This is a genomic window from Lentilactobacillus kefiri (assembly GCF_007989105.1).
Classification (GTDB): Bacteria; Bacillota; Bacilli; order Lactobacillales; family Lactobacillaceae; genus Lentilactobacillus; species Lentilactobacillus kefiri.
Genome location: NZ_BJVK01000026.1, coordinates 1 through 18,684 on the forward strand (window position 1 = coordinate 1; position 18,684 = coordinate 18,684).

At 42.4% G+C, this 18,684-nt stretch carries 19 protein-coding genes; 4 read left to right on the forward strand and 15 right to left on the reverse strand.

Annotated features, from left to right (window positions below; genetic code table 11):
* Positions 1 to 463 (forward strand): RBBP9/YdeN family alpha/beta hydrolase (locus LKE01_RS08590; protein ID WP_146979222.1); only part of this gene is annotated, 463 nt, incomplete at its 5' end.
* Between the two features lie 52 nt (positions 464 to 515).
* Here the strand turns inward: LKE01_RS08590 and LKE01_RS08595 are convergent.
* Positions 516 to 1,253 (reverse strand): SGNH/GDSL hydrolase family protein, encoded by a 738-nt coding sequence (locus LKE01_RS08595; RefSeq protein ID WP_054769422.1) that lies wholly within the window; start codon positions 1,251 to 1,253, stop codon positions 516 to 518.
* Between the two features lie 69 nt (positions 1,254 to 1,322).
* Positions 1,323 to 2,837, reverse strand: coding sequence for a ribosomal protection-like ABC-F family protein (abc-f, locus tag LKE01_RS08600; protein ID WP_056981902.1), 1,515 nt, complete (start codon positions 2,835 to 2,837; stop codon positions 1,323 to 1,325).
* A 505-nt stretch (positions 2,838 to 3,342) separates the two neighbouring features.
* On the opposite strand from abc-f, the gene LKE01_RS08605 reads away from it, so the two are divergent.
* Positions 3,343 to 3,531 carry a hypothetical protein gene (locus tag LKE01_RS08605; protein ID WP_054769421.1) on the forward strand — a complete coding sequence of 63 codons (189 nt, stop codon included), beginning with the start codon at positions 3,343 to 3,345 and terminating at the stop codon, positions 3,529 to 3,531.
* Positions 3,532 to 3,594: 63 nt separating this feature from the next.
* Here the strand turns inward: LKE01_RS08605 and LKE01_RS08610 are convergent, their stop codons facing one another.
* Complete coding sequence (locus tag LKE01_RS08610; protein WP_056981904.1) at positions 3,595 to 4,227, reverse strand: DNA alkylation repair protein; 633 nt, start codon at positions 4,225 to 4,227, stop codon at positions 3,595 to 3,597.
* Between the two features lie 16 nt (positions 4,228 to 4,243).
* Positions 4,244 to 5,389 (reverse strand): DUF998 domain-containing protein, encoded by a 1,146-nt coding sequence (locus LKE01_RS08615; RefSeq protein WP_056981906.1) that lies wholly within the window; start codon positions 5,387 to 5,389, stop codon positions 4,244 to 4,246.
* Between the two features lie 61 nt (positions 5,390 to 5,450).
* Between LKE01_RS08615 and LKE01_RS08620 the strand changes: the two genes are divergently transcribed.
* Positions 5,451 to 5,984: a GNAT family N-acetyltransferase gene (locus tag LKE01_RS08620; RefSeq protein ID WP_054769420.1), complete on the forward strand. Its 534-nt coding sequence runs from the start codon at positions 5,451 to 5,453 to the stop codon at positions 5,982 to 5,984.
* 1 nt (position 5,985) lies between these two features.
* Here LKE01_RS08620 and LKE01_RS08625 read toward each other — a convergent pair whose 3' ends face one another.
* From LKE01_RS08625 to LKE01_RS08655, 7 genes are all read right to left on the reverse strand, one after another.
* Positions 5,986 to 6,648, reverse strand: a complete 663-nt coding sequence (locus LKE01_RS08625; RefSeq protein ID WP_056981909.1) for a YoaK family protein — start codon at positions 6,646 to 6,648, stop codon at positions 5,986 to 5,988.
* A gap of 102 nt (positions 6,649 to 6,750) precedes the next feature.
* The gene (locus tag LKE01_RS08630) at positions 6,751 to 8,061 is read right to left on the reverse strand and encodes a D-alanyl-D-alanine carboxypeptidase family protein (RefSeq protein WP_225364671.1); all 1,311 of its coding nucleotides are present in this window, start codon (positions 8,059 to 8,061) and stop codon (positions 6,751 to 6,753) included.
* Positions 8,062 to 8,153: 92 nt separating this feature from the next.
* Entirely contained in the window at positions 8,154 to 8,888 is a 735-nt protein-coding gene (locus tag LKE01_RS08635; protein WP_054769419.1) for a glycosyltransferase family 2 protein, read from the reverse strand.
* A 476-nt stretch (positions 8,889 to 9,364) separates the two neighbouring features.
* Entirely contained in the window at positions 9,365 to 10,093 is a 729-nt protein-coding gene (locus LKE01_RS08640) for an L-ribulose-5-phosphate 4-epimerase (protein WP_054769418.1), read from the reverse strand.
* A 12-nt stretch (positions 10,094 to 10,105) separates the two neighbouring features.
* Positions 10,106 to 11,716, reverse strand: coding sequence for a xylulokinase (locus LKE01_RS08645; RefSeq protein WP_054769417.1), 1,611 nt, complete (start codon positions 11,714 to 11,716; stop codon positions 10,106 to 10,108).
* A gap of 123 nt (positions 11,717 to 11,839) precedes the next feature.
* Positions 11,840 to 12,511: a Crp/Fnr family transcriptional regulator gene (locus LKE01_RS08650; protein ID WP_054769416.1), complete on the reverse strand. Its 672-nt coding sequence runs from the start codon at positions 12,509 to 12,511 to the stop codon at positions 11,840 to 11,842.
* Between the two features lie 13 nt (positions 12,512 to 12,524).
* The gene (locus tag LKE01_RS08655) at positions 12,525 to 13,175 is read right to left on the reverse strand and encodes a hypothetical protein (RefSeq protein ID WP_054769415.1); all 651 of its coding nucleotides are present in this window, start codon (positions 13,173 to 13,175) and stop codon (positions 12,525 to 12,527) included.
* Between the two features lie 454 nt (positions 13,176 to 13,629).
* Between LKE01_RS08655 and LKE01_RS08660 the strand changes: the two genes are divergently transcribed.
* The gene (locus LKE01_RS08660) at positions 13,630 to 14,286 is read left to right on the forward strand and encodes a hypothetical protein (RefSeq protein WP_056981927.1); all 657 of its coding nucleotides are present in this window, start codon (positions 13,630 to 13,632) and stop codon (positions 14,284 to 14,286) included.
* A 76-nt stretch (positions 14,287 to 14,362) separates the two neighbouring features.
* Here LKE01_RS08660 and LKE01_RS08665 read toward each other — a convergent pair whose 3' ends face one another.
* From LKE01_RS08665 to LKE01_RS08680, 4 genes are all read right to left on the reverse strand, one after another.
* Positions 14,363 to 15,004, reverse strand: a complete 642-nt coding sequence (locus LKE01_RS08665) for a TetR/AcrR family transcriptional regulator (RefSeq protein ID WP_054769414.1) — start codon at positions 15,002 to 15,004, stop codon at positions 14,363 to 14,365.
* Between the two features lie 15 nt (positions 15,005 to 15,019).
* Positions 15,020 to 16,627, reverse strand: a complete 1,608-nt coding sequence (locus tag LKE01_RS08670; RefSeq protein ID WP_056981912.1) for an ABC transporter permease — start codon at positions 16,625 to 16,627, stop codon at positions 15,020 to 15,022.
* 1 nt (position 16,628) lies between these two features.
* The gene (locus LKE01_RS08675; protein ID WP_054769413.1) at positions 16,629 to 17,549 is read right to left on the reverse strand and encodes an ABC transporter ATP-binding protein; all 921 of its coding nucleotides are present in this window, start codon (positions 17,547 to 17,549) and stop codon (positions 16,629 to 16,631) included.
* A gap of 229 nt (positions 17,550 to 17,778) precedes the next feature.
* Positions 17,779 to 18,624, reverse strand: coding sequence for an aldo/keto reductase (locus tag LKE01_RS08680; RefSeq protein ID WP_056981930.1), 846 nt, complete (start codon positions 18,622 to 18,624; stop codon positions 17,779 to 17,781).
* Positions 18,625 to 18,684 lie beyond the last annotated feature (60 nt).

An 18,684-nucleotide genomic window follows, 5' to 3' on the forward strand; every position in this document is an offset into this window, starting at 1 on the left:
AAACACACCATTTAAAAGATTAAGCTTTCCAGATTCGGATCATCCCGTTGTCAGCGCTTGGGATCAGTATTGTGACACCCACATCAAGGCTGAAGACAATATCACTCTGGTTGGTCACAGTCTCGGATGCATCCAGGTTCTTCATTATTTAGATCAACATGACATTCACAACATCAATGTTTTACTGATCTCTGGCTTTGACGAACCCATTTGGACACTACCTGAACTCAATCCATTTACCGAACATCCCGTTGATTACACCAGAGTCCTGCCCAAAATCCGGAAAGTTACGGTGATTTCGGCACTCAACGACGATATTGTCCCATATCCATATACATTAACGTTGGCCCGCCACCTACATTCAAAGTTCGTGTTGATGCCATCCGGTCACCACTTCACAGAAACCGGGAAAGATCAACAACTACCAATTGCTTTTGAAGAACTCAAACAGCTGCTTAAATAAAAAATCGTTTCGAATCCACATGTAATGAGTGAATTCGAAACGATTTTATTTTTTAATTTAACACTTCGGAAACTTTCTTAGCCAATGTCCGGGTGTAATACTTTTCACCGGTCAAATCCAAATGGACCCGATCGCTGGCGTACCAGCCCTTGTGGCCTTTGCTGGCTTTGTACCAGTTAACCAAATGAACGTTGGAATGCTTCTTGGCATTCTTGCTGATCATCCGATTTGTCGTGTTCTGCCAATGTCTTGGCACTCTGGTATTAATCCAGAAGATCTGGCGTTTCTTACCAAGGGTTTTTAACACGGAATTAATATCATGCTGAGTTGGCGGACCATTAATTCCCAAATTAATAACGATGTATTTAGCCAAGTGACCTCTGGCTTTCAGATGTCGGACAATTCCCGGCAATGAATAGAACTGACGGCCAACCGAACCACTCACCGCACTGTGACGGAAAACCTGCTTAACATCCGGTTTAACATCAATCATTACGGAATCACCGATTGCAGTGATATGGGTCTTGGAAGCTGTTCTGGTTTCCAATTTGTTTAATTTGTATTTTCGGGCAACTTTCTTTTCGTGCTTGGTCAAATGAATTTTGGCAACTTTCTTGGCCAACTTGGCCTTTTTGACCTGCTTTGCGCTGCGGGTAGTCGTTGAGTGACTATTATTGCCTTGGGACACCTTGCCGATACTGAACATCAACAAGCCCACAACTACGATTGCCCCGAGGCTTAATAATAACGATTTTGCAACTGAATGTTTCTTAATTGAATGTTTTGGCATTTTAACTCCCTTGAAATTTCCACAACAATGTCTAAGACATCTTATAACAAAGTGTCTCAGAAGTACACCTTATTTTTCACTGAGCCGTTCAATCCGCAATAACGGTGCTGTCTTAACCTCATCAATAAAGTCTTTATCGTGGTCTATGATAAGCATCGTCGGCTGAAATTTCAAGATCATGCTTTGAATTTGTTGGCGGGTAATGACGTCAAGATAATTCAGCGGCTCATCCCAAATATAAAGGTTCGCCTTTTCGCACAGTGATCGGGCCAGTGACACTTTCCGCTTTTGACCCATACTTAAATCGGCTAAATTCTCGGTAAAGGCCGATCGTTCAAAGCCCAGCTTTCTAAGCATATTCAACAAATTATTCAATGCAATGCCAAAACGATCCGCATACGCTTGAATGGATCCTTGCAACACTTCAAAGTTTTGGGTTAAATATGAGACGTGAATTGTCGGTGCCATGGCAATGCTTCCGGATGCAACTAACTGTTTGTCTCCCATAATCGCTTTAATCATGGTTGTCTTGCCAATGCCGTTTGGGCCAAATAAGACGCGTCTCTGATCGTGTTTTAAATCAAAGCTCAACGGCTGATTTAACACGCGGCCGTTTTGCTCGACCTGCAAGTTTTCGACTCTTAATAGATAGTCCTGATGTGGTCGTTCATAATTCATGCTGAGTGAAACAACCTCATCAACATTTTTTAACAGGGACTGCTTTTGCTCAATATCTTTTTCCGTCCGTTTCAAGGTGTTTTTGGATCGCTTCATGACTTTGGCGGCTTTGTGACCAACAAAGCCTTTGTCCACGTTGGCATGATGATCGTCTTTTATGCTTTTCTTTTTCTTGTTTTCGGCACTGCCTGCCCATTGTTTCGCCTCTTGGGCACTGGACTTCAGTCGGCCAATTTCCTTTTGAAGATGTTTCTTTTTAGCCAGCTGGCTTTGATTTTCCCGTTCATACTGGTCAGACCAGGTTTCAAAGTTTCCGGCAAATAATTGAATCTTGGTTCGGTCAATGGACAAGACGTGGTCAATGACTTGATCAATAAAATAGCGGTCGTGGCTGACGACAATAAAGCCCTGCTTATGCTTTAAGTATTCCGCCACAACTTTTCTTCCTTCAATGTCCAAATGATTCGTCGGTTCATCGATCAGCTGAAATGCCCGGTTATCAACAAACATAACTGCCAGCAGTGCTTTAGTCCGTTCACCCGGACTCAATGTCTGAAATGGACGACCCAACACCTGATCATTCAGCTGTAATTTGTCCATTTCAACTTGAATCTTCCACAACTCGCTTTCGTCCAAGCCGGCCAACGTTAAAAGGATGGTTTGAGTTGCCTGACTGGGATCATCGATGGTCTGGGGAAAGTATTCAAAATGGATATTGGTGTTAATGTCACCCAAATAATCAAGCTTACCCAGCAGGATTTTTAAAAAAGTCGTCTTTCCTCGGCCGTTTCTGCCAATCAATCCAAGCTTCCAACTTTCGTCAATATTCAAGTTGAATTGATCAAAAATATTGCTTGGCATACCCGCGTATCTAAATGATAAATTTGTAATTTTGATTGTTCCCATTATTTCACCTCATAAAGGTTCAATCAGGGATCCCATGCATCAAAAAAGCCTGAGTGCACACTTGCACGCAGGCTATCCTGAAATATCTTTTGAGTATATTTGCGAGTCCTTGAACCCACGGAAATATGATACCCATTAAAATTGCCAAATCGCACAGAATAACCCCTGTTTTGAACAGTGATTACTTATAAAATTCTGTATTAACGATTTGCAATCTTCAATGGGCTTCACTTCCTTTTCGTTTTGAATTTCGTTAAAGCTATTGTTACATACGATCAATTTTTTGTCCAGCTTGGCAGTTAAATTTGATTTAAAATCGTCATTTCCCAAGTAAAAAATAAACCCTTTTAAATGCGGTAAAAAGGCTGTATTTTTAGTCCGGATACGTTACAATGTAGGTGTAAAGAAAGCGCAAACAATTTACCTTGTTAACTGAATAAATTGTTGGTTTTATCTGTAAACTGTTTGTGGTTTTGTAACAACTAATAGTACGGGGAGCGATTTTATGGATGAGAACTTGAAAATCACCTTGATTGGTTTGTTAACTTTAGTATTTGGTACAATTCTTGCATCAATCATGGCAAGCGCTGGCTTCACTAACATGGTTCCAGGCTTGTTATCATTCCTTGTCGCAGCTATTATTGTGTTTACCGGATTCAGATTTACAGATCACCACTTGGCATCCAGACATTAATTTGGTAAAGTGCCAGGAATCAACCCACGTGCATTAGGGGAACCTGATAGGCGTGGGCTTTTTTTAGACATATTTTGTCCCTTCCCGAACAGCAAGCTTAGATAAATCATGACTGGCCACGAACTTGCGGACCCAGTTTGGATTGAACTTACTGTAATTTCGCAGCGCCCAGCCAATCCCCTTTTGAATAAAGAATTGATCTGTGTGAATGTCATATTCAATCGCCTTGGTCAACAGCTCGGTGTCCAAAGTTTCTTTTTCAAGTAACTGCAAATCAATCGAAAGTCGCCGCATCCAGAAATTGTTGTGTTTATAGAACAAACTGAATACCCGCTTCTTTTCCTCTGGATGGAGAACGACAAAGGTGCCAAATATTTTTCGCCAGGTATCAACAGTATCCCACCACGACTTAATTTGAATATACCGGGTTAAAGATTGAATGTCTTCAAAGCTCAATCGTCTTACGTTGGCATACGCCATATCAATTGCGACATATTGGTATTCACGCTCATCACGTTTGTATAGATCGGCGATTTCTTGAAAAACTTCCGGCAGTGGCAGCTTCTTGGAATCCTTGATATAAGCCTTGGATTCAGCTTTACGCTGAGGCGTTTTTAACCCCAGAAATTTAAATTGATTGCGCATGTACCGTTCCATTGGAACTTGATTTTCTTTGTTTGATGTCATTTTAAACATATGAAACCCTCGTATGTCACTTAATAATATATTGTCGATTTTGGATCGGCTCCAAATAATCATTCAGGCGTTCAAACAGCATGACGAGCCAGCTGAATGCCAGCAGGAATGCCATGATTTCAAAGGCCGTCAAAGACAAGTAGCCGACAACTTGAAATAGAATCTCGCCTGCCAGCAATGCTGCTGCAATCATCCAGGAGGTATGCAAAAAGTCTTTGGAAATGTCTGGCAACAGCCACTTGATTCCAAAGATCAGTGCCAGCACCAAAAAGATCAGGTAGCCGGCAACTCTGGTATGCAGCGTATGCATCTGAGTGTTATTTGGAAATACCCCCACCAAAGCCAAGTCAATTGCCAGAAGCGTCAGCAAAATTCTCAACACGAGTAATTGCCGACTTTTTGGGAAAACTCGTTTTAAAGACGCAAATAAATAGTCAACCAGTGCAAGCAAAATCAATCCGGCAAATATTAACGCGAGATTGAACTCCCACGAAGCGACGGCTTGATTTGTTCCCAAAAAACTGAGGTTATGCTTCCACCAATACAAATTCTGATTACTGATCATCGCCAAAATGACGCCACTGACAATCACGGCAATGAAAATATTGGTTAACAGTCGGGAGGACAGTTGGGGAACAATACTGTTGACGGCTTGAACTTCAACACTGGTAATCAACGCAAACAGCGCAGTCGAAGTGAATAAATCAAAAGTCGCGCCTTTAAAAAGATTCCCGGCAATCCAGAACAGCCCCGCCATCAACATGAAACTGATTAATGTACAGGATAACGCGACAGTTGGAAAGTTTCGCCAGGAAACAGCTTCAACAGCGGAACCAGACTGATGTTTCAGCTGGATAAAAGCAGCCGCAAAGCTTAAAAATCCGCTTATTGTTGTCAGTACCAGCACCATGGTAGCGACCGATTCACTACCAACAAGGGATATTTGATAAATTTTACGTGTCAAAAAATACCCAAGAAAAATGGCAGTCATAATTGCCGTCAAGATAATCACGCCCCACCGGCGTTTTCGGATCTCAACCGGCTTTTGCGTTGTAATTTTTATTTCGTCCGCACCAATATGTACTTTAACTTGAGTGCCGGGCTCAACCCCTAACTGCTCCTTAAGATCTTGGGGCAGTTTCAACACATGCTTTTCGTTCAACGAGTCTTCCTCCCTTAAAAAGGTTATACTTAATTGTACCAGTTCATTCAGGAGGGATTCTATGTTTATTGATAAAGTCAACGACAAGATTGCATTAAAACTTCCAGCGGTTACCGATGCCGATGCGCTGTTGGAACTCATCGACACTAATCGTAAAAAGTTAGGCGAATGGCTTCCATGGGCAAAATCGATGCTGGCCCCAAGCGATGAACAAAAATTTCTGCAGTACGGCATTGAAAAAATGGCCAACGGTGATTTTTGGTTCGCTATTATTTTGGTCGATAATGAACCGGCTGGCATGATTGATCTTCACGAATTCAGTCATGACAATCAACGCGCCCAAATTGGATACTGGCTGGCAGACAGATTTCAAGGATTGGGTATCATGACACTGAGCTTAAATCGATTGGAACAAATTGCCTTTAATGAACTTGGTTTAAACCGTTTGGAATTATTGGCTGACATTAATAATCAAAAAAGCCGCGCCGTAGCTGAACGACGAGGCTTCCATCAAGAAGGTATTTTAAAGGAATATGCCCTTTATAACGGCAAATTTCACGATATGGTCCTATATTCAAAATTAAAATCAGAATAGACTATTTTGCGAACAGAATCGTTATCAATAAGATCATGGCCGCCAATAATATAGTCTGCCCATGCAAATATTGAATCAGATACCCATTTAAAAGCGCACCAATGAAGAAAGAACCGATGATTGTTACAATATCACCGGCTTTTTTTAGTGCCTTGACGTCACCTTGAGCGACAAAATCAAGGACACTCTCGGATAATGTCCTGACATTTCCGGTCATCATCAGCGGTGTAAACGGTCCATTCTTCATTTTACGGAATTCCTGCAGCTGAGAGGCTGCCGCCAAAGCCAGCAAGCCTGTCGAAATTAAGATTGAAACATGATTGGCAATGATGCTGACGATCATTATCAGTGCCATTTCAAATACCAGAATCACCCGTTTGCGGGTAACCGCACGCTCGTTTGGATAATGATACTGGATAATCCGAACAATAGCGACACCAACGGCAAACATCACCAATGATACCAATGCCTGGATGATACTGCCGTAGTCGCCACGGCCAATTCTTAATCCGGTTAGAATCAGGTTTCCTGTCTGCAAACCGGCAAAAACGCCGTCATCCTGCATGTAGGTATACGAATCCAACACGCCGGCGGCCATCACCAAAAGCGAGCCGCTCAATAATTTCTCATAAGGGCCAATCTGTTCAACTGGTGTCCTGTCCATATCCAATCCCCCCATTTAAGGTAGTTTCGGATAGTGTACGCTCTCGATCAGTTTGATGCCATTAAATGCACTTTGACGGGGAAAGACGCCCTTTGGAGTCCTCTACGGCGTCATGAATTTAACAAATTCGACAAACAAATGATAGATTCCACCAAAGATTCCGCCGACAAAACCAAATATTCGGCTGAGCATCGAAACGTGGTGATGCGCTTTTTTTGTCTTCACCGTTTTCTTTTTAATGTTAACGGTTGATTTCATTGGAACAGTTGCAGTGCTCGAATTGTCAGCCAATTTCACAATGGCATTACCCACAGTCTGTCCCTTAACAATCGGCAGCTGGGTCTTAGTAGCGGTGTAATTGACCACGTGGTCAGAACTTGTTCCGTTGCGTTGCCAAATAACCGCCTCAGACTCAGCTGGCTGAGCAGTTAGCTGATGGCCATCAATCGAAAACGGATGCGATTTGAGTGCGACTTTTGTCGCATGGTACTTTGAATTGACTGTTTTGATCAACTTATTCATTGAAGTATACAGCGTATTACTGTCAATAATGGTTGCAATCAAATGACGGCCGTCATGCCAGTAAGTTACGGTAATACACAATCCGGCGTTAACCGTAAAACCGGTTTTTAACCCGTCAACATGCGTGCTCTTGTGATAAAAAGCGCCACCGGGCAAGAGTCGATTGGAGTTAACCAAAACTTGTTTGCCGACTTTCATCGATGGCTGCTTACTCCATTTGGTGATACTTGGAAATTCTTCAAGGACCTTGGCGGCAACTGTTGAAATTGCTTTGGCACTCACCATGTTCTGGGCTTTTTTACTTGTATGGGGAATTCGATAATGATACTTGCCCAAATCACTGTTATCCAAGCCGGAACTGCTGACAAAAGTCGCATCTAGGCCCCACTTTTTGGACTGTTGATTCATCATTTTGACAAATTCAGTGTTACTGCCACCACCAACCAGCTTGCCTAATGAGATGGCTGCCGGGTTGGATGACGCAATTAAAGCTGCTTTATATAAGTCACGAACGGTAAATTCTTTGGACCGTTTAATCCGAAAACCACCGACTTCATAACTTTTACTCATCTTGCGCAGTTCAGAATCAACCGGTACCTTTTGATCCCAGGAAATCTGGTGATTATCAATCGCTTTTTTTGTGAGATAAAGAGTCATTAACTTGGAAAGACTGGCTATCGGACGTTTATTATTGCCATTCTTTTGATAAAGGACCTGGCCAGTCTTGGCATCCATCACATAAGCTTCTTTAGCTTGAAACTTCTGTTGGTTCACTTTCTTGGCACTTGCTTGGGTATTGAATAAAGCAAAGCCTGCAATCATGATCACAATTGCCATGATCATTTTATTTAATTGTCTGTAGTAACGCTTGGCAGATCTTGGCAAAACCAAAAGTACCTCCAAAAATAGATTTATTCAGATGGAATAATACTAACGCAAACTTGTGCCGAATTGAATGCCTATCAATAATCTTTACACAAAATTTACGGCTGCATTTTGCGTGCCATATCATCAATGTGCTGACGAACGGTTTGTTCTTTACTTCGCATCTGCCAGGTTGCGGAATGGATAATACTGTTGGAACGGCTGACCTTGGTATAAAGCGCGCCAGGATAAAATAAAAATTTATGTGACACAAAGACATAATCAGCAGTAAATAATAAATCTTCCGCAAGATCCAGGGACTCATCAAAACGAATGTTGTTTTCTTTAATAACCGACATTTTGAATCCTTTGTTCCAAGTATAGCCGCCAAAGTCGCCGCCTCTCTGGTTAATTGAATCATAGGCGTCAATCTTGGAAACCTCACGGAAATCACTGCTGCCCGAATGACCGCCTCGCCAGCCCCAATTGTAGCCAACTGCCACTAAATCAACTTTCGGATCAGCTAATCCCTTGGCCATGACCTCCAAGTATTGTGGCTCCAACAAATCATCGCCATCAACGAAGACAATAATATCTCCCTTGGCATGATCGATGGCATAATTTCGGGCTTTGGATACGCCTTGGTGAGACTGAAAGTAGTGAGCGCGGATCCGATCGTCCTTATTTGCAAACTCTTTGATTGTTTGGGAAGTTCGGTCAGTAGACGCGTCATCGACTAAAATAATTTCAAAATTTTGGTAGGTCTGATCAAAAATACTGTTTAACGTTTTGGCTAAATAGGTTCCTAAATTGTAAGCCGGAATTGAAATTGTGATTAAAGGTTTTTCCATCATTGTCGACACCTCCTGAATTTCTTCGTGGTGAGTATATGACGGAAACTGTTAGGAGGCAAATGATTGGCTTGTTGAGTGTGAGTGCCTTTAATAAGATGTGAAAAGCTTGCCTAGCCTACTTGGCGACGACCCAGGGCCCTTAACCAAACAAAACCAGCAGAGAACACTGAATCGTTTCCCCGTCTACGACGCGTTTTTATGACTTCTGCAGGGTTTGTATTTGTTATTTTATCTACTGCTCCCTCCGGCTTTTGAGCTATGCTTCGACGGCCGGCTGAAAGACTGCCTAGCCTACTCGGCGCTCAGGGATTGGATTTGTTATCTTACTTACGGCTCCCTCCAGCTTCTGAGCTATGCTTCGACGACCCAGGGCCCTACTGTACAAGAAAAAGCAGTCAACGATGAACAAAGTACGTTCATCATTGACTGCTTTCCCTTGTACTCCGGGCCCTAAACGGGTCTCGTCGCACACTTATTTATTCGTGTTCCGCATGGCTCTTTGACTTGGCGTTGTTTTGGCCATAGTATGCGTTCTTACCGTGCTTACGGTAATAATGCTTGCCCAAGAGATATTGTGGAACGTGAGTTTCGTCACGAGTTAATTGTAATGCGTGGTAACTGATTTCTGCTGATACTTCCAATACCTTGGCATTGTATACAGCTTTGTCAGCTGTTGGGCCCCATGCAAATGGTCCGTGTTGGCTGACCAATACAGCAGGAACAGCATCTGGATCAACACCACGACGTTCGAATTCGTCAACAATAACTTTACCAGTGTTTAATTCATAAGCTTCTTCAATTTGCTTCTTTGTCAAAGCTGGGGCACATGGAATGTCACCATAGAATGTGTCGGCATGAGTTGTACTTACAGCTGGAATGTCCATCTTGGCAGCAGCAAATGAAACAGCCCATGGTGAATGAGTATGAACAATTCCACCAATGTTAGGGAAGTGATTGTACAGGTAAGTATGAGTTGGTGTATCACTTGATGGGTTCATGTCACCTTCAACAACTTTACCATCCAAATCAACAACAACCATGTCTGATGGCTTCATCTTGTCGTATTCAACACCTGAAGGCTTGATAACGAATAAACCTTTGTCACGGTCGATTGCGGAAACGTTACCCCAAGTGAATGTAACTAAACCAAGTTGAGGTAAACGCATATTTGCGTCATATACTTCTTTTTTAAGATCTTCTAACATTCTCTCGCACCTCTAATTTTTCATTTTCATTGCTTTAACAGCTTCAGATTCTACAGGCAATGCTGCCTTGTAGTTATCAATGAACTTGTCATAACCTTGAACACTTGCTTCTTCAGGATACAGAGTAGCAGTTGTTGCGTCTTTGAAGACACGGTTTGCAAGGTAGTCTTCCAATGCTTCACCGTTCTTACGGTTAACACAGAAGAGTGCCAAGACAGCCATTCCCCAAGGGCCACCCTCACCGGCATTTTCCATTACGGAAATTGGAGTGTTGAGGGCATCAGCCAATACTTGTTGAGCAACAACTGGTGTCTTGAAGATACCACCTTGAGCAACCAAGACGTTGGTCTTAATGTGCTCTTCACGAAGTAAGATATCCATCCCAATTTTAAGTGGGGCAAATGCTGAGTAAATTTGAGTCTTGATGAAGTTTGCCAAATTAAGCTTGCTATCAGGTTTCCGAACAAACAACGGACGACCTTCAGGCATTCTGGTAATGTTTTCACCTGAAAGATAGGCGAAGTTAACCAAACCGCCGGCATCCTGATCACCCTTAACTGATTCAGCAAACAAAGTTCCATACAAATCATCAGGCTTTAATTGAAGACCAAGTGCTTTGGCAAATTCGCCAAACAGGCCAACCCAAGCGTTGATGTCTGAAGAACTGTTGTTGGTGTGAACCATGGCAACCGGAGCACCATCTGGTGTGGTAACCATATCGATATCACGGTGAACAGCTTTCATAGGTGAATCAAGAACAACCATTGAGAAGGCTGAAGTTCCGGCTGAAATATTACCAGTCCGCTTCTTAACACTGTTAGTGGCAACCATACCAGTACCAGCATCACCTTCAGGAGGGGCAATCAATGAACCGCCTTGAAGAGTGCCGCTTTGATCAAGCAATTTGGCACCATCGTCAGTTAACTCACCGGCTTTTTTACCAGCTGGCAAAACAGTTGGCAAAATATCAAGTAAGTTCCAAGGGTATTTCTTTACTTCAGGAAGTGAGCTGAACTTGTCAGCCATCTTCTTGTTGTAAGTAACAGTTGCTTCATCGATTGGGAACATTCCTGAAGCATCCCCAACACCGATAACCTTTTCACCTGATAATTTCCAAGTAACGTATCCGGCAAGGGTTGTCATGAAGTCAATGTCTTTAACATGCTTTTCGTCATTCAAAATAGCTTGGTATAAATGAGCGATACTCCAACGTTCTGGAATGTTGAAGTTAAACAACTTGGTCAATGCTTCTGCGGCATCACCGGTAATGTTGTTTCTCCAAGTTCTGAATGGAACAAGAATTTCGCCATTCTTATCAAATGCCATGTAACCATGCATCATAGCACTGACACCAATCGAACCAATTTTCTTAATATCAACACCAAATTTATCGTGAACTTGTAATGCAAGGGTTGCATAACTGGTCTGGATACCATCCCATACTTTTTCAAGTGGGTATGTCCAGATTCCATTGTCTAATTCATTTTCCCAAGGGTAATCGCCTGAAGCGATTGTTTGGAAATCGTCAGAAACAAGGACAGCCTTAATTCTGGTTGATCCCAGTTCAATTCCCAATGAAATGTTTCCGCTTACAATTTCATTTCGTACTCGACTTTCGTCCATCGTTTTTTTCCTCCAACGTAGCTACGTTTAGTATTCGTTTACTTCTACATTGTAAAATATTCGTACGTATAAATCAATTCTTTTTCAGATTTGTGCAATAAATATATAGCGCCAATAAAGTGGCTAGACCAACATGCCCAAGCCGTCTTCATCGATAATTTTTACCTTCGATCCGCTTGCTTCAATGAACCCCTGTTTGGAAAGCTGTTTGAAAGTTCGGCTGATCGTTTCGGGAGTGGTTCCCAAGTAAGTTGCAATGTCTTTTTTCTTTAATGGTAGTTTAAAGGGATTTTGATCAAGTGCAGCGCCCGTCTCCAACAAATACCTTGCCAGCTTACCCGCCATATCAGACGTCGTTGACAATGTCTTTTCCTCTTGGAGATTGTTAATCTGCTGGCTCATCGTGGCCAACAGGCTCACTGAAAGCTGGGGACTGCGCTGTAACAATTTCTGAAAGGCTCCCTGATCAATTTGGCAGACGTTGGAGTCAACCAAAGCAGTGGCCGTGACATTTCGCTGGTTGCCATTAAAGAGTGCAGATTCGCCATCAAAATCACCCGGCTGCAAAACTTTTAACAATTGTTCCTTACCGTTGGCGGCAACTTGAGAAATTTTGACTTGGCCTGCTTCCACAATCATAAAATGACCAACTGTATCCCCGGCCAAATAAATAATGGTGTCTTTGGGATATTTGTGTTGAACGACTAGTTTGGCAACTTCTGTTTTTTGATCTTCCGGTAACGATTTAAACATTGGTACCAGATTGACACATTCTAATGCTTGTTGTAAATCCACGTTGGACACCCCACTATTCACTCATCAACTGTTCAAACCACTGCTTTGTTCCAGCATCTTCGGCTGAATCGATATCGAACCCAATTGGTTGAAAAATTGTTGCGACTTTATTCCAATTAATTGCATCATTGGTTACCAGCCCAGCAGTCAATTGTTCGACCTGCTTGCTGGTGATTATCTTCATCATATCAGGATTTCCGCCAAGTGTCTCAATCAACGTGTTAGCTGCAAGTTGATTCAAAATAATTGTTTGCAGTTGATTAGGGTCGACTGGATTCGTCACAATTATGCGGTGCTTTAGAGGAACTGCCGGAATCTCCCGCTGTAAAAAGTGTTGAACTTCCGGCCAGTTGGCCATCATGACTCGATAAAATTGAAACGGCACTTTGATATTAATATTCTTGAATGTTTTAACCAAAATGGTTTCCAACGACCATGCCTCATCAACCGATGTGACCACCAGCATTTCCTGTAAGAACCTTTGAACGGTTTGTTTGCCAATGCCTTTCAATCGTTTCTTTAACGTCAATCCATAACGGACTAACACAAACTGATCAAACGCGTCCGGCTGGATCACTCTTCCAGCTGGGGCATGCATTCGTTTACGGATTGCCTTGATCTGTTTCATTTTACTTGATTTGGCATATCTGCCTTGTTTAACCATGAAGTTTCACCGCTTACTTTCTTATTAACATTATTATACCGATGATTACTGAATTACCCTAATCGTTCTCCAAGTTTTCCTAGAATCACCACTTTGCCACAAATAATTGGTATATACAGGAACTCAATCACCATTTACACAAGATTTACATTCATTTAATGGGAAACAATGTCTTTTAACTTTAACATGTTTGTAACAACCACCCAGATTGATTGAATTATCAGGCAACGGCATTGTCACACTTTTGTCTTATTTGTTAACGGTGTTGACGGTTATCTCATATCTGATATTATACATTCGTGATTGATTATCAGTTGTTCACATTACAATCAATCATCTTTCAAACTTCATCCAAATTGTGTTCCGGAACACACATCAGCAATCATTTACAAGTTTTGAAAGTCTGGTTTTCTTACCAACTGTGAACGTAATTCTAGAAATCGACATCCCAAAGGTGGTTATTACAATCAATAAGAGTCTATTCACATTATCCATTGTTGCAGGTTTTCTAAGTCTAAGCGGCGTGTCAGCAAGTGCCAACACACCGAAAGTTGCTTCCAGCGACACACTTGCCGCTATTGCAGCAAAGAACCACGCTGCTTTGGACGGTAGCGTTTCGAACAATCAATCAGCCAACAAAGATTTAATCAAGCTTGGCCAACCGCTTCAAATTAGTCGAACCGCCAAAAAGGCACCGGCTAAAAAAACACCTGTCAAGAAGCAACAGTCTAACAAGGTCAACAAGAAACACTTCAAGACTTCGATGACAGTGAAGAAAGGCAAGCCTCATGCAGCCGTTGTTACTTCCGTTTCATCATCGAACAGCAAATCCAAGAGCGATCCACTCAGCAGTGCAACCACAACACCTGGTGCAATGCAGTCACAAGGGGTCATTTACCAAAATGGTAAAAAGTGGACCTATTACACCGGCGCAGGATTTGCCGACGGAACAACCAATCATGGTGGTTACGATGCTAATGGCTACATCATTGTAGCAGCACCATCAAACGTTCCTTTTGGAACCCACGTCCAAACACCACTTGGTGAAGGCGTTGTCCATGATCGTGGAACTGCGATTGTGGGAAATCACTATGATCTGGTAATGCCATAAAATTATCGAATCATTGATCATCATAAATTCAAAAATCTCCAAACGAAGAAATTTCTTTGTTTGGAGATTTTTTATATTATTCTTTTTCAACAATTCCAAATTCAATCATATTCAGATATTGTTTAACTTCAACCACCAGTGCATCCATATCTTCAATCTTTTTCATTTCCGGATGGGCTTCAAGCTCCTTTTGAACCTGACCGAGAAGGACGGTTAAGACCATTCCCAAATATTCCTTAACTTTGTCGGGGTCCAGGTCCTTTCGAATGTTCATCTTTTTGATGACTTTACCCAAAACATAATTTTTCATTGCCTGCTGCCACTGATTAAAGGTATCGAAAACCTGTTTGCGAACTTGCGGTGGAATCATTGTGTCCTGGGCGTATGCAAGGGTCAATAGCGCAAACTCATCCGGATATCGATGAGACAGTTCCGTCTTATATTTAGTTGCCCGAATACTCATCGTGACCAAATCATCAGATTCAGTCCAAACTTTGAGGTTTAAGACATCCTTGATGGTTGTTAGAGAATGGTTAACGGCGGCAACATAAAGCTTCTTCTTATTATCAAAGTATCTAAAGACGGATCCTTTGGATACCCCGGCATCTTCAGCAATTTTGTCAGTGCTTGCCGAATAACCATGACTTCCGAATTCATGGATGGCACCTGTTAAAATAGCGGATTCTTTTTCAGGATCACGTGGTAATCTTTTTGCCATACTTAACCTCTCCTATCAGCTTTCCAAATCTCTCTTGTTATAGCCAATAAAGCCAACAACAATCAGGATAACCGCAATCACTAACATCCACAATGCTGCGTCCGTATTGATGGATTCCACCGGCACCCGCTTGTTCCAATAATATGGTGATATTTTCAGCAGCCACTTTGGCATATCCATTAAGCTGCCAAAGTATGAAATCATAAACGATCCACCCAATAGTATCCAAATAAGTGAACGAAACTTGGGTGCAATTCCTATCAAACCAACGAGGATACTAATGAAGAGAACAACGACCGGCAAGATGGAAATAAAGACTTTCCAGAAATATTTAAAGGCTAAATCATGAGTGATAACCGAGTTTCCGGCCGCCATCATACTGAATAACGCAACAAACAGAACAACGGCCGCAAATACAGTTCCAAAAATCAAGTAGGTTAGCAACAAATACGTCCTGCTCTGAGGCTTTGTAATGACCATCTGGAGATAACTGCGGCGTTCCTCAGTAAACAGACGATTGACAACCATCGCGCCGGCAACCACTGCCAGCAGACCGAAGATGATCCCTAATAAGCTGATATATGAAAGCAGCTGGCTCTGCTCCATGTGGCGAATGCCACTCTCGCCCATCATTTTTTGCATGGCAGGATTGGCATTGACAATTTTACCAATGCTGTTAAAGACCGATCCATAGCTGGCACCAAGAATTGCCATGCCCAAAATCCAGGACAACCCAGTCGACTTTTGATTCCACATCAGTAAAGTTGCCGGTCCTCGCAAAAATCGACTGCGGCTTTTTCCTGAACGAACGTGAATAATGCCGGCATCAATATCACGGTTGACATTCAATGCCAAGGCGACAACAAATGCCACAAACGCCAAAGCAATCAACATCACGATGGGCCACCAGTTGTTGTCAACGTAAAAGCTGGCCTTTTCAATCCAACCTAAAGGTGAAAGCCATGTGTAATCCGGGTTTGAAACATCCGTCACCATTCTTACCAAATAGGCCGCTCCCAGAAAGGCATAGTTATACATCGAAACATTATGACTGTCGGCAACCAACTGGGCAAAGATTAACGAAATCATTCCAAAAGCCCAGCCAACAGCACCAATCGCAATTGCCAACAACCAAGTTCCTTCATTATTACTTCCGGGCATATTGGTCATCATCGTGCCGACACCCGTTAAAACACTAAATAACGCATTTGCAATCAATAATTCCAAAGCTGCTGCCGTAATGGGAGCTAAGCGACCAACCGGATGGCCGCCAAGAACCATTTCCGTTAATCCGGATTCCTCTTGGCCCCGACTAACGCCGACCGCCAAAGAGTAATTAAAGATAATGTTGAATAAGCCCCAAAAGACGACCATCTCAGATGAGAAAATCAAAGCCGTTGATAAATGACCATTGGGAATTGTGCCAACAAGGGCAACCATCGCTTTTGATCGAAGGGTTTCTGCAATTGTATTAATTTGTTTTGCGGACCCATAAATCCCGTCAAATTTGGCCGCAACCGCAACAAACACACCGGCTAACGCAATCAGCCACACCGTTATTTTTAGCCAATCACGCTTTAAGTCGGCTTTCAACATTAACATGGTTCGAGTATATTGTTCCATCTTACTCACCTACTTTTTGATTACTGTCAGAATGGTAGTAACGCAGGAACAAGTCCTCCAAAGTTGGTGGGGTTGTCTTCAGCTGAACAATTGAACTCTTCGTTAATAATGCCATCACCGTGCCGACTTGATCGGAATCAACCGTGAACTCGGCACTCGTGTGTTGGTCATTCGTGAAGTTCAATTGATGAACTCCCTGCGCCTTATCCAAGCCATCTATTGGTGAAACGGTCTTCACCGCGACCACATTCCGGGTTAAGTGCTGCATTGCTTCTAAGGAACCCGTTTCAATCACTTTTCCTTCACGGATAATTGAAATTGTGTCACACATTTTTTCAACTTCGGATAAAATGTGGCTGGATAATAAGACGCTCTTACCGCGTTTCTTTAACTCGGCAACCCTTTGTTGGAAGATCAGTTCATCTAATGGATCCAGCCCTGAAGTTGGTTCATCGAAAATATACAAATCAACATCAGTAGAGAATGCAGCAATCAAGGCCACTTTCTGCCGGTTTCCTTTCGAGTAAGTCCGGTTCTTCTTGCTGGTATCAAGCTTGAACTCCTTAATCAGTTCATCTGTCTTGGCGGAATGCTTCTGTCCCGACATATGCAGCAGCATATCAATCGTCTGGCCACCGGTCAGGTTCGGCCATAAATAAACATCCCCGGGGACATACGCTAAATTCTTATGAATCTTAACCGAGTCTTTCCAGGCATTTTCGCCAAATACAGTTGCTGAACCGGCAGACTTCCGGATTAATCCGAGAATCACACGAATTGTGGTGGATTTTCCGGCACCGTTTGGCCCGATAAATCCCAGCACTTCCCCAGTATGCAGCTGTAAATTAACATCTTTTAAAGCATGGACTTTGCCAAAATTTTTCTGTAAATTTTGAACGTCCAATATAGTTTGTTCTTTCATTTTGTTCACCCCACAAGTCCTGAAATCCAAAGCCAATTTCTTAATTCGACTTGAGTATATCATAAATGACTGGATAGTCAATAACCACGCAGTCATTTAAAACAATATGTGATCAGCCGCAACACGTCGGGCTCTCGCAGCCAGCTAATTTTTCAGCAATCAATAAAGTTGGCCATAAAAAACTGGCCAAGGTAAACACCTCAACCAGTTACTTTTATAATTCATTCAATTACTTAATATCAGGAACTTTTTCAATTTCGTTTCCGTAACGGCCATTTGGGTTGTGCCAAGTGAAGTCGTCATACCAAAGATCCCGCTTGTTTTCGTCAAGTTGATTAATGCGTTGAACATCTTCATCGGTCAGCTTAAAGTCAAAGATTTGGCTGTTTTCAACAATTCGCTTTTCGTGAACTGACTTCACAACGGTCACAATTTCCCTTTGCCATTCCCAGCGAAGAATGATTTGAGCAGGTGTTCGGCTGTACTTCTTGGCGAGCTCGTCAATAACCGGGTTCTTCAAGGATTTACCCGCACCAAGTGGTGACCAGGCTTCCAACTGAATGCCATGACTGTCATCGAAACTCAAAATATCTTTTTCTTGTTGGGTTGGATTAAATTCCATTTGGTTGATTGCAGGAACAATTTCGGATTCTTCCAACAGCTTGGACATCCGGTCATTATCAAAGTTTGAAACTCCAATGGCACGAACTTTGCCTTCTTTATAAAGACGTTCCAAAGCATGGTAACTTTCCAAATGAGTTGCATCAACTGGCCAGTGAATCAAGTAAAGGTCGACGTAATCCAAACCCAAGTCGGACAATTGCTTGTCCAAGACTTTGGAAACTTTGTTGTAATCGCCTTGTTCACCGTTATAAAGCTTGGTGGTCACAAACAGATCTTCACGCTTAAGGCCTTCTTGCTTCATCCCCTCGCGAATTCCTTCACCGGTACCTGGTTCGTTTCCGTACTCACGAGCAGTATCGATTGCTCGATAACCATGTTTGATTGCCTTAATGACAGCATCCCGTGAATCATTGTTACTTGTTTTCCAAACGCCAAGACCCAAACGCGGCATCTTGACACCATTATTTAATGTAATAGTTGATTGTAATCCGTCCAAGAAAAAACATCTCCA

Bases quoted from the DNA above. Each gene is read 5' to 3' on its own strand.
- LKE01_RS08675 (WP_054769413.1), bottom strand. From the start codon at position 17,549: ATGAAAGAACAAACTATATTGGACGTTCAAAATTTACAGAAAAATTTT.
- LKE01_RS08640 (WP_054769418.1), bottom strand. From the start codon at position 10,093: ATGTTAGAAGATCTTAAAAAAGAAGTATATGACGCAAATATGCGTTTA.
- LKE01_RS08595 (WP_054769422.1), bottom strand. From the start codon at position 1,253: ATGCCAAAACATTCAATTAAGAAACATTCAGTTGCAAAATCGTTATTA.
- LKE01_RS08610 (WP_056981904.1), bottom strand. From the start codon at position 4,227: ATGTTTAAAATGACATCAAACAAAGAAAATCAAGTTCCAATGGAACGG.
- LKE01_RS08620 (WP_054769420.1), top strand. From the start codon at position 5,451: ATGTTTATTGATAAAGTCAACGACAAGATTGCATTAAAACTTCCAGCG.
- LKE01_RS08645 (WP_054769417.1), bottom strand. From the start codon at position 11,716: ATGGACGAAAGTCGAGTACGAAATGAAATTGTAAGCGGAAACATTTCA.
- LKE01_RS08665 (WP_054769414.1), bottom strand. From the start codon at position 15,004: ATGGCAAAAAGATTACCACGTGATCCTGAAAAAGAATCCGCTATTTTA.
- LKE01_RS08625 (WP_056981909.1), bottom strand. From the start codon at position 6,648: ATGGACAGGACACCAGTTGAACAGATTGGCCCTTATGAGAAATTATTG.
- LKE01_RS08605 (WP_054769421.1), top strand. From the start codon at position 3,343: ATGGATGAGAACTTGAAAATCACCTTGATTGGTTTGTTAACTTTAGTA.
- LKE01_RS08670 (WP_056981912.1), bottom strand. From the start codon at position 16,627: ATGGAACAATATACTCGAACCATGTTAATGTTGAAAGCCGACTTAAAG.
- LKE01_RS08680 (WP_056981930.1), bottom strand. From the start codon at position 18,624: ATGCCGCGTTTGGGTCTTGGCGTTTGGAAAACAAGTAACAATGATTCA.
- LKE01_RS08655 (WP_054769415.1), bottom strand. From the start codon at position 13,175: ATGGTTAAACAAGGCAGATATGCCAAATCAAGTAAAATGAAACAGATC.
- abc-f (WP_056981902.1), bottom strand. From the start codon at position 2,837: ATGGGAACAATCAAAATTACAAATTTATCATTTAGATACGCGGGTATG.
- LKE01_RS08635 (WP_054769419.1), bottom strand. From the start codon at position 8,888: ATGATGGAAAAACCTTTAATCACAATTTCAATTCCGGCTTACAATTTA.